At 38.2% G+C, this 13,010-nt stretch carries 11 protein-coding genes; 6 read left to right on the forward strand and 5 right to left on the reverse strand.

What is annotated here, in order from left to right; all coding sequences use genetic code 11:
• Positions 1–263, forward strand: a 263-nt coding sequence (locus tag FTV14_RS06970) for a transposase family protein (RefSeq protein WP_180053619.1), incomplete at its 5' end; no start/stop codon positions are given.
• Between the two features lie 136 nt (positions 264–399).
• Complete coding sequence (locus FTV14_RS06975; protein ID WP_179992472.1) at positions 400–540, forward strand: hypothetical protein; 141 nt, start codon at positions 400–402, stop codon at positions 538–540.
• A 113-nt stretch (positions 541–653) separates the two neighbouring features.
• Here the strand turns inward: FTV14_RS06975 and FTV14_RS06980 are convergent, their stop codons facing one another.
• Entirely contained in the window at positions 654–1,511 is an 858-nt protein-coding gene (locus FTV14_RS06980) for an IS982 family transposase (RefSeq protein ID WP_179992473.1), read from the reverse strand.
• Between the two features lie 279 nt (positions 1,512–1,790).
• Between FTV14_RS06980 and FTV14_RS06985 the strand changes: the two genes are divergently transcribed.
• The 3 genes from FTV14_RS06985 to FTV14_RS06995 all read left to right on the forward strand — a co-directional run bounded on the left by FTV14_RS06985 (position 1,791) and on the right by FTV14_RS06995 (position 7,379).
• Complete coding sequence (locus FTV14_RS06985; protein WP_180053621.1) at positions 1,791–2,132, forward strand: hypothetical protein; 342 nt, start codon at positions 1,791–1,793, stop codon at positions 2,130–2,132.
• A 1,919-nt stretch (positions 2,133–4,051) separates the two neighbouring features.
• Positions 4,052–4,874, forward strand: a protein-coding gene (locus FTV14_RS06990; protein WP_180053622.1) for an IS5 family transposase whose coding sequence is annotated in 2 segments (ribosomal slippage) — positions 4,052–4,432 and positions 4,434–4,874 — 822 coding nt in all. Because the reading frame shifts where the segments join, the coding sequence is not laid out codon by codon here.
• 1,338 nt (positions 4,875–6,212) lie between these two features.
• A complete protein-coding gene (locus tag FTV14_RS06995; protein ID WP_180053623.1) occupies positions 6,213–7,379 on the forward strand; it encodes an MFS transporter in 1,167 nt (388 codons plus the stop codon).
• A 15-nt stretch (positions 7,380–7,394) separates the two neighbouring features.
• On the opposite strand, the gene FTV14_RS07000 is transcribed toward FTV14_RS06995, so the two are convergent.
• Together FTV14_RS07000 and FTV14_RS07005 are read right to left on the reverse strand one after the other, a co-directional pair.
• Positions 7,395–8,885, reverse strand: a complete 1,491-nt coding sequence (locus FTV14_RS07000) for an amidase (RefSeq protein ID WP_180053624.1) — start codon at positions 8,883–8,885, stop codon at positions 7,395–7,397.
• A gap of 49 nt (positions 8,886–8,934) precedes the next feature.
• Positions 8,935–10,365 carry a diguanylate cyclase gene (locus FTV14_RS07005; RefSeq protein WP_180053625.1) on the reverse strand — a complete coding sequence of 477 codons (1,431 nt, stop codon included), beginning with the start codon at positions 10,363–10,365 and terminating at the stop codon, positions 8,935–8,937.
• Between the two features lie 325 nt (positions 10,366–10,690).
• Between FTV14_RS07005 and FTV14_RS07010 the strand changes: the two genes are divergently transcribed.
• Positions 10,691–11,137 carry a hypothetical protein gene (locus FTV14_RS07010; RefSeq protein ID WP_034171190.1) on the forward strand — a complete coding sequence of 149 codons (447 nt, stop codon included), beginning with the start codon at positions 10,691–10,693 and terminating at the stop codon, positions 11,135–11,137.
• Positions 11,138–11,199: 62 nt separating this feature from the next.
• Here FTV14_RS07010 and accC read toward each other — a convergent pair whose 3' ends face one another.
• On the reverse strand, positions 11,200–12,570 hold the full coding sequence (accC, locus tag FTV14_RS07015; RefSeq protein WP_180053626.1) for an acetyl-CoA carboxylase biotin carboxylase subunit: 1,371 nt from the start codon (positions 12,568–12,570) through the stop codon (positions 11,200–11,202).
• 18 nt (positions 12,571–12,588) lie between these two features.
• Positions 12,589–13,005, reverse strand: a complete 417-nt coding sequence (accB, locus tag FTV14_RS07020) for an acetyl-CoA carboxylase biotin carboxyl carrier protein (protein WP_004785952.1) — start codon at positions 13,003–13,005, stop codon at positions 12,589–12,591.
• Between the last annotated feature and the right edge of the window lie 5 nt (positions 13,006–13,010).

Genomic DNA, 13,010 nt, shown 5'->3' on the forward strand with positions numbered 1-13,010 from the left:
CAGATAAAGGCTATCAGGGGATTTATGTGTTGTATCCGAATAGCCTGTTGCCATTAAAAGCCAAAAGACACTGTAAATTGGATCCTGAATTGAAAATCTATAATCAAGAAATCAATAAAAGAAGAATCGGAATTGAGCATGTATTTGGCAGCCTGAAAACCTTCAAAATTCTTGCTGAGCGTTATCGAAATAGAGGTAAAAGGCTTGGTTTGAGATTCAATTTAATCGCTGGAATCTACAACTTGGAACTGAGCAAAAAATGATTTATGAAAGAGGTCTAATCTATACAGATATACATAATTTAACTTTTTATTTAAAAAAACACTCTAAATGGCTTTGGAAAGCTACAAATATAGATGTTAGTTATATAGGCTTGCATTTATGAGCATGAGGTGAAAGATGAAGTTGTTAACGTTAATTGGTGCAGGTGTACTTGCAGGTTATTGTTATAAGAAAATGAAATACAAAAAGGACGGTTCAAACAATCCTACTCCTCAGAATGAACAGGTAGACAGTCAAGCAGCAAACCCTGTTGAATAATGCCTTTAAAGGGCCTCACAACTAGCAAGAAAAGGTTGTGAGGTCTCCCATTCTTTCAGTAGAGTCATCTCTGACAAGTCTTATATAAACCCCAATCATGGATAAGCCTAGTTTTACATCGTTGTAAATTGAGGCTTATTGTGATGACAGATTTGATAAGCACACAAGGATGCATAAATCCCAGCCAAATAACCTGAAATGGAACGATGGCGACTGCTTACCAAGTTATATTGTTGCTTCAGTAAGCTAAAGATGGTCTCTATTTTATTGCGTTGTCTTAGCATCATTTCATCTTCTGATGATAGCTTCACTGGTCGCATATTCTTGCGATGATAGGTAATTAATTCAATATCCTGCTTTACCAATTTTTCTTTTAAAGTTTCACTGATGTAGCCACGATCACCAAAGATTTTACCGATGTAGCCTTGAGCTAGCTTCGGCAGAATTTTTATATCTGAAGTATGGCCATTTGACAGTTGGGTCTGAATAAATTGACCCTGAGCATCTACTAATACATGTAATTTACATCCATAGAACCACCCCATTGAGCTTTTAGCTCGTGTGGCAATCTTTTTTAAAGATTTATGACGTTGGATACGCTGATTCTTACATACGGGTAAAGTTGTAGAATCAACCCAGGCACAAGCTGTTTGAGCGCTAGAAGTTAGAGAAATATGCAATGCTTGAAGTGCGAGTTGATGTTGATTGATTAAATGAACCATCCGCTGATAGGATGGGAGGGCCTTGAAAAGCTTATAATAAAAGCGCTGTATCATGCCATAAAAGGCTTTGAAATGATGAAGTTGAGAGTTCTTATACCAGACCGCGATAAAAATGATTTCAGATAAACAAAGAACCCCTGATCTCTGCCTGACCTTCGGATTTTCTTGTTTTAAATATTGCCAATAGATGGCTTCATTTTTCTGAAAAAAATCGTCAATCGTACAGAATAAAGTTGTAAACTCGAACATAGGATGGCTGGTTAAATAGTTTGTGTGGTAACTCACTTATCAACTTAGCCATCTTTTTTTTCAACTGAATTTCTTATCCATGATTCGGGTTATATAATATTCAGAACTTTGATATTTTCAGAGAAACAGCAAGCTCTTTTTAGCTATTATACCTTTTCATCTGTTCTAAATTTTCCTGATTAAATTTATTGATAAAGTTGAATGGTTTACAAAACTATTCATTTTAATAATAGCCATACTTTAAAAATAATGTGATCCTCTTTCTCAGGAGGACAGCTTATGAAAAAACTAATTATCTTGCCTCTTGTAGCTTTAATACTTCTGGGGTGTAGTCAACCAAATACACAGCAAGAAGCTGACTCTAAGATCCTACAGGATGAGGATTTAAAAAAATTTAGGGAGATGGTAAGGAATGCTTTACCGAATTCAGACCTGGTTCAATTTCATCAACAAGAGGGAGGATGTGGTGAGGTTAGTTTCAGAGATAAATCTACGAATGAAATGAAGCATCGGAGGTTTATTGTAGTGAATAAAAATATTGTGCTGATTGAAAGACGGCAGGTAGATCAGGAATATTTTGACCTTTCATGGAGGAATGCATGTCGAGATTATTTTGGGTAAAGAAAGAATATTTATTAAAATTCTTATTTGAAAATAGTGACCGTTATAATTGAATATCAATAAAAAAATTTGATCATTGAGCCACTCTTTAGAGTGGCTTTTTAATGTCTCGATTTCTGAATTTTGTTCGAAATATGGTTACTGAATAAATCCGTATTTCATATTCTAGCTTCGTACTAATAGATAGAATGTTGATCAATTTATATAGATAATAAATATAAAAATTATTTAAAAAAGGAACAAATATTGCTTCTTGAAAGTATAGTTTTTGCTTTAGGTTCTGGATATGTATCTCTTTAAAATATGCGGCATTATTTTCCTTGTCATCCTTGCTGTTTCTCTCATGGTTTTAGGTCTTATTTATCAGGATCCTTTATTTGCTTTGATAGGGCTCTTGTTTGCTGTTTGCGCAGTATTATTATTTTCCATGATGAAGGAAAGTCTTGCTGACTTTTAGATCACTCATTTCGTTTAAAAGCTTAAAGATTTGGACTAGAGATCAAGGTGAATAGCAGGATGATAGTCATCAATATTATGCACCGAGATGGAATCAACAATTTAGAAAAATAATTGTGTTGAAAAGTCTTTGGATTAATCAGTGTAATAAGGAAGACTTATACGGGCAACCAGTCATGTGGATTAGATTGATCAGATGATCTGATAATACACTCATTGCTGGGTGCTATTTTGCAGAAGTTCATCGAAAGATGGGCTTTTTTGTTACCTAAAATAAAGCTTTATCAAGTTCATACTAGAAATTATTGACTCCAAAGATCACAATTTAGACTTTTTATATATGGATAGATATTTAATTTCTATATATATTTATATTTGTCATGAATTGGCTATTGTTTGACCGTTGTACATTTCGTCAACAATCCTGAATCAGCGCAAAATGATAAAGGGGAAGAGCCCACAGCAATGTGGGCTTTTTTATTGGCTAAAGAAAAGTTTGGCTTAATTTCTTACTAGGTATCTGGCTTGAATAGCTTAGCTAAGTAATAGATCTGGCCAAAGAGACTGAGATTAACTAGAAATTTGAATAAGTGACTTATTTCTATTTTATCGGTCAATATGATTGTTAATCATCGACTTAATATCAAAGTGTGATTGACTGCATACAATATTTTCATTATATTTTACCATATGTTCAAAAATCTCCACGTTTTGAATTTAGAGTTCTGCCCACATCGTCCCCAATGATGTGGGTTTTTTTTGACTAGAATAGCTAAGTGATATTTTCATTAACCTATAATTAAAGAAGAGGGTAGCACCTAGTTCTGTGAAGAGGCTATTTTTACATCAATAGGTATGATAGATTAGGGTTCTGGCGGTAACTGCCTATACGGATCAGTCCAGCAAGTTCATCTTGTGACACTCCCGTCGTTTGAAGTGTTACTATGAAGAAGCTCATCGAAAGATGGGCTTTTTTGTTGGTTTATTAAACAAAAGGGTTCATACTAAGGCTCATGCTTAAATTAAGTTGAATCTTTTGAAAAACAAAAGAGTTGTAATTTTAGGCGGAGTATTTTTGGCATTTATATTCTTTCTGTGTTTCCATTTATATAATCTTTCTAGCGAACAAGAAAGAGCAAAGAGTTTAGAAAAATTGTCTGATGAGCTTAAAGCTTCTGAATAGATAAGTTTAAAAGATAAAACGAAAGCCCATCATAAGTGGTTTTTTTTACAGGTATATACATTTTTATTTCTTAAAAATAATATTTATTCAATTAAATGAAATGTTATAAAGAATCTTCACAGCCTTTTAAATAAATTGATGCATCTTATGAATAAATATAAAGCAATAGAGCTAAGTTTTCTCAATGAGGTATACGACGAAACTATAAAGAATTTTGTTCCAACAAAATCTAGAACAATAGACCTCTTGCGAAAGTAAAAACTGCCTCAATATAGATTTCATGAAATATCAGAAATTAAATCGTTTTTCAGATTCTGAATTCCAGCGCTTGGTTGGTGTACCTCGAGCAGTTTTTAGTGAAATGGTCGAAGTTTTAAAAGAAGCAGAATCACTTAAAAAGAAATTAGGGCGTCCTCATACTTTAGCTATAGAGGATCAATTATTATTAACACTCAATTACTTACGGAGCTACAACACCCAATTGGAATTGGCGGCAAATTACCATATCGCTGAAAGTAATGTGAATCGAACTATTAAAAAGGTTGAAGATGCATTAATGAAATCAAGACGTTTTACCCTGCCAAAACGAAGCATTACCACAGCAGGCGAACAATTTAACTGGGTAATTATTGATGCGACAGAATGTTTAATAGAACGCCCGAAAAAAAAATCAGAGTAAGTTCTACAGTGGTAAAAAGAAGAAACATACGTTAAAAGCCCAAGTGATCTATCATCCGAAGAGCAAACAAATCATAGGAGTAGATATATCGTCTGGCAGTCAGCATGATATTAAATTGGCAAGAAAAACAGTTAAGAAATTCAAACATTGTGACTATGTTATGACCGATTTAGGGTACTATGGGTTAGAGCAAGATGGCTTTAAATTATTGATGCCAATAAAGAAAAAGAAGAATTTACCCTTATTTGATGCTGAGACAAATTACAATAAAATGATTGGAAAAATACGAGTTGTAATCGAACACATTAACAGTCAATTGAAAAGATTTAGAATACTAAGTGAACGCTATCGAAATAGACGGAAAAGATTCGGTTTACGCATTAACTTAATCGCTGCACTGGTAAACCGGATGAACTTGCAATAACGACTTTCGCAAGAGATCTAATAAATAAATCACGATTTCTATCAGAAAATCTTAAATTAATTCCTGAACATCTCGGTGAAGATGAGTCAATGACAACTAAAGTGTCGGCAGTAAGATTTAAATATAGATCACAAACTAAAACTTTATGGGTATTTGACGTACCCGATATTAATGACAGGTTCACATTCATTAAATATTTATTCGATTTCTTTGCGAGTTTTTAAAGCCCATAGAAATAAGAGCTTTTTTGTTGCTTGATAAACTTTATACAGCGACTAGAACACAAAAATAATTAAGTAGTGTAATTCCTGTCTAACAAATCACCAAATTCAACCCAAGGCCAACCAGCACCCACGATTCAGTAATGCTTCTTATACTATTGCTGCATCATATAAGTGCTACTTTAAAGGTGCTCCATGAATAATGATGAACTAGCTAAAAACTATAACGACGTGTTAAAGCCTACCCGCTTAACTTTCCCAGGTTGAGCGGGTTATTTTTTGACTGGAAAAAAGTATGCTCCGATTACTCTTCTGCTTATTCTGCCTACATGGTGCGACTGAGAGTGACGACGGTAATAGAGAATGCCGGGATCGTTTGAAAAAATTAAATAAAAAAACTCCATTATATAATGGAGTTTGAATCTTAATAGATTGCTTAGCTTTTACTTAAAATTAAAGGGATCGTACTTTTTATCTATGATTTCTAAATACACTAGGAATGCTGATATGGCGAGTAAACCTACAACTACTAAGAAAAATATATCGTGTGAAATTAGTGCTACTGCTAAAAAAGCCACAAGCATACAAATAAAAATGCCAAATAATGCATAAAGTATATAAGTTTTCATGAATAGTAGATTCTTCTATATTAAAGAGTGATCAAATTAACATAAAAATTAATTAAAAATTAACGTAAATACTACAGTATTGATACATTTTTATTGAAAATTTAAATTTAAGAATGAGAATCTTTCTTATTCTAGGTTTCGAAAAGGGGTTTTCTTATCAGTAATATCTATTTCAGATAAAGTCCAAGTAAAACTTAGATTTTTGCAGTGCTGAGCTGTCTAAGTATCATAACCTCAGTCATTTTAATTCTTAGAACCATCAAATGATTACGATTGATAAGCTCATGATTGAACTAAAAGAATAAATTAAGAATTTAGCTAATGTATTAAGTTAAAATCTAACTTTTCTAAAATTAGTTAAAGAGCTTTGAAGAATCTATAGATGATTAGCTTATAGATTAACTAGACTCAACCGAGACCCATTCAATGCAACTCAGCGCAACTTATATTTATTTTAAGTTATCAGAAATGAAAGAGTATCTAGTTTGATGCAATCTCTAGCTATTCATTACAGACTCAGTTTTTTCTACTTTTTTTATTATGCGATTGTGGGCGCATTCATGCCTTTCTGGAGTCTGTATCTAGAGGATCAAGGCTTTAATTATCAAGAAATTGGGGTTTTATCTTCGATTGCGATTGTCACCCGATTTTTTGCGCCATTTATTTGGGGGTGGATTGCAGACAAATCCGGGAAACGCATGTTGCTGGTGCGTATAGCTACCTGGATGGAAGCTTGTATCTGGTTCATGATATTTATCATTCCAAATAGCTTCCAGTCAGTCGCTTTGCTCATGCTGATTTTCAGTTTCTTTCAAAATGCAATTTTGGCTCAGTTTGAAGGTGTGACTTTATTCTGGTTAGGTGAAAAAAGGGCAGAGCTCTATGGTAAAGTCCGTAAGTGGGGATCTATTGGATTTATTATTGGTGTATTTGGTTTAGGAGCAATTTTTGAGATTGTCAGCATCAGTATGCTACCAGTCTTATTGCTCTGTATTTCATTTCTAGCTTTCCTCTGGTCATTTACCATCAAAGAACCCTCAGCAGCACCCACAGCTCAGAAAAAACTCGAAGCCTTATGGCCGATCTTCAAGCGGCCAGTGGTATACAGTTTTTTCCTGATTGAACTGATCATGCTGTTTTCACATGCGCCGTTTTATAGTTTTTATAGTAACTATCTCAGCCAGAATGGATTCAGTACCAGTCAGATCGGATTGTTTTGGTCGGTTGGGGTTATTGCTGAAATCATTATGTTCGCCTATGCCACATTTTTTCTGACACGCTGGTCATGGCGGCATCTGGTGATGCTATGCCTGTTAATGACTGGTTTAAGATGGCTGACTGTCGGCCTATTTCCATCGTCATTTCTGGCACAGTTTCTTGCCCAGACCATTCATGCTTTGAGTTTTGGCTTATTCCATATGATTGCCATGCGGGTTATTTTCCAGAACTTCTCGGCTGGACAACAAGGCCGTGGACAGGCACTCTATAGCACCATGTGGGGCTTAGGCGTGGCAAGTGGCAGCATTCTAGCCGGTCGTTATTGGGATCAGGTCGGTGGAACATCAATCTTTATTGCTGCTGCGCTGTCGACCTTGCTTGGCCTATTGTTGGTATTTGGCTTACCCAGCAAAGTCGAATTGCAAAAGCAGGTTTAAGATACGATTGAATGATTAAATGCGGATTTTGGAATATTGATTAAACCAGGGCTGAGCCTGTTCTAATTGAGTGGCCAGTTGTAACAGCAAATCTTCACGGGCAAATGGTGCAATAAACTGTGAGCCCAAAGGCAGGTTATCTTCATTCCAGTATAGCGGTACAGACATTGCAGGAAGGCCGGTAATATTGGCTAACTGGGTGAATGGCACCCATTTTAGGTTTTCTTTCACAATCTGGTCGACCAGCTTACCTTGTGCCAATAAATGTGCCTTATTCATTTTTAATAAAGCTTTAAGAATCGGCTTCTGCCAGTTTGGTGTCTTGACTTCGCCATTTTTGGGTGCAACAGTGGCCGTGGCTGGTGTCAGGTAGAGATCATAATCATCAAAGAAATGATTCATCTGGGTCACATATTGTCCCCAGTTGGTCAGATTTTGGATATATTCAATTGCCGTCGTTTTGGCACCAAAAGCAGCTAGCGCCAGAGAATCCAGCTCAAAATCGCCTGATCTGGATGGATAGCCTTTCTGGATTTCGTCCAGCATATAAGAAAACTGGCTAAACCACGTCGTAATAAAATCTTTAGCCAGTTGCATGCCATCAATCTGCGGTTGATCCTCAACGACTTCATGACCTAAAGATTCCAGTAATCGGGCAGTTTGTTCTACCGCTTTAATAGCATCTTGAGAAACAGGTGTATCGATGCTGGAACGGGTATTAAATGCGATTTTTAATTTTTTTGGTGGTTGCTGAATCACTTCCAGATAATGTGTATGCGGACGTTGAATCGTAAACAGTGAACTGCGATCTTCACCATGGGTGGCATCCAGCATTGCCGCACTATCCCGAACAGTTTTGGTGAGTACATGTTGAATGGCAGCACCGTGCATTGCCTCACTCATTTGCGGTCCCCACGGCGTACGTCCACGGCTTGGTTTTAAACCAAACAGACCACAGTAGGAAGCCGGAATACGAATTGAGCCACCACCATCACCTGCACCGGCAATTGGTACAATGCCGGCTGCCACAGCAGAAGCAGAACCGCCTGACGAGCCACCGCTGTTATGCCTTAAATTCCATGGATTTTTACAGCTTCCCCAGGCATCTGGCTCGGTAATGCCTTTAATTCCGAATTCAGGGGTGTTGGTACGGCCAAAGGTCACAATACCTGCCTGTTCCCAACGATTAACAATCTCGGCATTGGTTTCAGCGATATACCCGATACGCTTTAAACCCTGACATCCATAAGACGTCGGATAACCTGCATATTCCTGAAACAGGTCTTTGACCAGAAATGGAACACCGGCAAAGGGACCAGACAGATCTTGCTGGGTACGCTGCAAGGCATGCTCATGCATGGGAATAATAATGGCATTGATTTCAGGATTAATATTTGCACTGCGTTCTAAGGCAACTGATAAAAGTTCACTTGAATGCACCTGTTTATTTTTAACCAGTTCAGCCAGTCCTAATCCATCGTATTGTAAGTATTCTTCAAATTTCATCTGCATTCCCTAGCGTTGATATTGTTATAAGGTTGTAGAAGGTTTCAGTTCAGGATGCAAGCACCACCTGATTACGTCCCAAGTGTTTGGCTTGATATAAGGCCTGATCCGCGGTATTGATCAGTTGCTGTAAATCCTGAGAAAGCGGGGCATGTTGATGCGTAATCCCGAGACTCACAGTAATCGATAACGGTGATCCATCAGGTTGATACATTGGCGTTTTAGCTACCAGTTCACGAATACGCTCGGCAATAAACTGGGCCTTAGATGGTTTGGTATCCCAAAGCAAAATCACAAATTCCTCACCACCAATACGCGCAAACAGATCCTGAGAACGTAAATTGGAACGGATGATTTCAGCAAAGTGTTGCAGTACTTTATCGCCCACATGATGGCCAAAATGATCGTTTAAACGTTTGAAATGATCAATATCCAGCATAATCAGGGAAAACTGCACACTCTTGGAATGTTGCAGTAAATATTCACCTTTCTGAAAGAAAAAATGCCGGTTCATGGTACGCGTCAGACTGTCATGATTGGCCAAATACAATACCCGTTTAAACAGATCATTGCGGTTCTGACTGATGATACACAGGATCAGCGGTGATAATGCCAGCATAAATAGTCCGATCCTTAACGAGATATAAATGGTCGAGTCTGCCAACGTATCATGTGTAGTGGCATAGAACTGGGTCAGGCTGTAATACATCAAAATGATTACAAAGGCATTAATAATTGCAATTGTGAAGATGCGATAGGTCAGTGCTGCCCAGATTAAAGCTGCCAACGGATAAAGCAGGGCACCTGGACCGACAAAAATATTACTCAGGATAATACACAGGATTACCGTACCTGCTGGCAGCAGATAACTAAAAGAGTTCTGCTTCTTTCTGCGGTTTTTAAATAAATACTTGAGATCTTTGGTTCTAGGAAAGGCTAAAAAAAGCGGCAGGACAATAATGTAATTTACCATTTCGCCTGTCCACCACAGCCCAAAATCTATCCATAAATTTTCCTTGGTCATAAAGGAATGAGGAAGATTGGGTAAGGTCGCAACGGCAAACACTGCACTGGCCAGGCATCCTGCGAATGCACAGATGCCGAACATATGCACGAAAGTGAAGCCAGTATTGTAGTACTTATAATTGATCTGGAAATATCGGATAAAAAATAGCGATACAATCGTACTGATCAGGTTAGCAAGCGTTAGAAACAGACTCTGTAAAAGATTATTACCTGTCGCCAGATCAGCAAACATGAACGCACAGAAAGCACCTAGCCACCCGCCCATATTGTTTAAATGGGGGAAGCGTAAAAACATGGCCAGTAAGGCAGCATTGGAAGGCCAGAGTATGGCTAAGTAATCCTGTGTTCTAGTCATAATGCCAATCAAACAAGTCACTAAAATAATGAAAAGAATGACCAAGTAGGCATATGTTTCAGGATTCAAGTTCTGGTCTGTGATTCGAGGTATTCGCAAATCTAAGTCCTGTATCTAATTTTTATTTGTGAAATATCACTTTGTTTGGGAAATGCTTTTTACCCAAAAGTACAACTTTATTCTTGGAATAATCTGTTTTTACTTACGTTATCAATATACGTTTGTATACGAAATATATACAAAAAAATTAAAAAAGGAAATCCATGTTTTTAAACTATAATGATAAAAATTTGTTTTATTTCGGTATTTAAACTGATGCAGAGCAGAATATGATCCCGAAAAATATGATAAGTTAAAATTAATTATTAGGATTGAAACGAAGCCTGTGAATATGAAAAAAACCTGTCTTAGCCTTGTCTTGCTCATGAGCTCATCTTGGCTAATGGCAACAGAAAACAATAATCAAACTGCAAATAGTATTGCGAAACCTATCGAAGTTCCGAATACCTTTACCATTAATACCCGTCCTGAAATTGTTGGGCTATGGGGAATGGAAATTCCAGATAATAAAAAATGTGTTGAATACTATAATTTTAAAGGTAATAACAATGTAGTCATTAAAAGCGGTTCAGAATGGACCACAGGGTTGTATGACTATCAGCCTTCACAAGATCCTGCTGCACAGATTCCAGCGCTGATTATGCAGGTTAAATACGACAATAATGAAAAAGACTGTTCCGGTAATCAGGTGGATCAGTCAGGCGAGATTTCGCAGTATTTTGTGAAGTGGCAGAACTCAAATACCATTAATTTCTGTGCCAATGAAAAAGCAGAACAATGTTTTGCTGTGCTTCGACGCATTTTGCCTTGATTGAAGGCTAGATATAAAAAACCGCTGAATTCAGCGGTTTTTTTATTAGATCAATTACTGGATCAAGCTTTTTCTTTGTCTTCAGCACCTTCAAGCTGCTTCAACAAATGTTTTTCCAGATAGTGAATATCCATTGCCTGTTCACAGAAATTTTCATCCTGAAGAATCAGATCTTTGTGTAATGGGATATTGGTTTTCACACCTGTCAGAATCATTTCATCCAAGGCCTGTTTCATACGTGCAATTGCAGTTTCACGGTCTTTACCATGGGCAATTAGCTTGGCAATCATTGAATCATAATACGGTGGGATGCTGTAACCTGGATAGATATGAGAGTCTAAACGGATACCTGCACCACCTGGCGCATAGAAAGTCTCGATTTTGCCTGGAGATGGCATAAAGTTCGATGGATCTTCTGCATTGATACGGCATTCGATCGCATGACCTTGAACACGTACATCTTCTTGCTGGATATCCAGACCTAAGCCAGCCGCAATACGTAACTGCTGTTCAATGATGTCGATACCGGTGACCATTTCAGTCACAGGGTGTTCTACCTGAACACGGGTGTTCATTTCGATAAAGAAGAATTCGCCTTCTTCAAACAGGAACTCAAATGTACCGGCACCACGATATTGCATCAATTTACAAGCATTGACACAGGCCTCAAGAATGTCAGTACGAGCCTGTTCTGGCAGGTTAGGCGCTGGCGCTTCTTCAAGTACTTTCTGGTGACGACGCTGTAAAGAACAGTCACGGTCATACAGGTGGATCGCATGACCATTACCGTCGCCTAGAACCTGTACTTCGACGTGACGCGGTTTTTGCAGGAAACGTTCCATATAAACCGTGTCATCGCCAAACCACATTTCAGCATCACGCTGCGCAGCTTGTACTGATTCAAGCAGGGTATCCACACGTTCTACGATACGCATACCACGACCACCACCACCGGAAGCCGCTTTCACGATGAGCGGGAAACCAATTTCTTTGGCTTCAGCAAGCGCATTGTGAATCGTCACCGCATGATCACAGCCAGGTACAGTTGGTACACCCGCTTTTTTCATGGCAATAATCGCAGAAACCTTGTTCCCCATCAGGCGAATATGTTCTGGACGTGGACCAATGAAGATAAAACCAGAGCTTTCTACGATTTCAGCAAATTCAGCATTTTCAGACAGGAAGCCATAACCAGGGTGGATGGCATCTGCGCTGGTGATTTCAGCAGCTGTAATCAGGGCTGGAATATTCAGGTAACTGTCGCTACTTGCGCCAGGACCAATACACACGGCTTCGTCACAGAAGCGTAAGTGCATCAGGTCTTTGTCAGCGTCTGAATAGACACCGACTGTTTTAATTCCTAAAGTTTTGCAAGCTCGGGCGATGCGCAAGGCGATCTCACCTCGGTTTGCAATTAAAACTTTTTGCAACATTATGAATCCCCGAAGTGATTAGGCGCGGTAACGGAAAAGTGGCTGACCAAACTGAATCACTTCACCATTTTTCACCAGAATTTCTTCAATCACGCCGCTTTGAGTTGCTTCAATCGGGTTCATGATTTTCATTGCTTCAATGATACCCAGTGTTTCGCCAGCAGAAACAGTTTGGCCAATTTTTACAAAAGGTGCTTCGCCTGGGCTTGGAGCCGCATAGAACACGCCAACCATTGGAGATTTTTCAACTGCACCACGAGGAGATTTAGCTGCAGGGACGTCAGCTGCAGGTGCAGGCATTGCAGGAACAGCTGCTGCAACTACTGGATTACGACGAGTCAGAGCAATCGACTGATCACCTTCCTTAACTTCAATCGCCTGTAAGTCAGATTCAATCATCAAATCGATGAGCTTCTTGATTTTACGGATATCCATGAGAC

It is taken from the genome of Acinetobacter sp. YH12236 (assembly GCF_013417645.1).
GTDB lineage: Bacteria > Pseudomonadota > Gammaproteobacteria > Pseudomonadales > Moraxellaceae > Acinetobacter.

Coding starts and splice junctions, on each gene's coding strand:
- FTV14_RS06975 (WP_179992472.1), top strand. CDS start 400: ATGAAGTTGTTAACGTTAATTGGTGCAGGTGTACTTGCAGGTTATTGT.
- FTV14_RS06980 (WP_179992473.1), bottom strand. CDS start 1,511: ATGTTCGAGTTTACAACTTTATTCTGTACGATTGACGATTTTTTTCAG.
- FTV14_RS06985 (WP_180053621.1), top strand. CDS start 1,791: ATGAAAAAACTAATTATCTTGCCTCTTGTAGCTTTAATACTTCTGGGG.
- FTV14_RS06995 (WP_180053623.1), top strand. CDS start 6,213: ATGCAATCTCTAGCTATTCATTACAGACTCAGTTTTTTCTACTTTTTT.
- FTV14_RS07000 (WP_180053624.1), bottom strand. CDS start 8,885: ATGAAATTTGAAGAATACTTACAATACGATGGATTAGGACTGGCTGAA.
- FTV14_RS07010 (WP_034171190.1), top strand. CDS start 10,691: ATGAGCTCATCTTGGCTAATGGCAACAGAAAACAATAATCAAACTGCA.
- accC (WP_180053626.1), bottom strand. CDS start 12,570: ATGTTGCAAAAAGTTTTAATTGCAAACCGAGGTGAGATCGCCTTGCGC.
- accB (WP_004785952.1), bottom strand. CDS start 13,005: ATGGATATCCGTAAAATCAAGAAGCTCATCGATTTGATGATTGAATCT.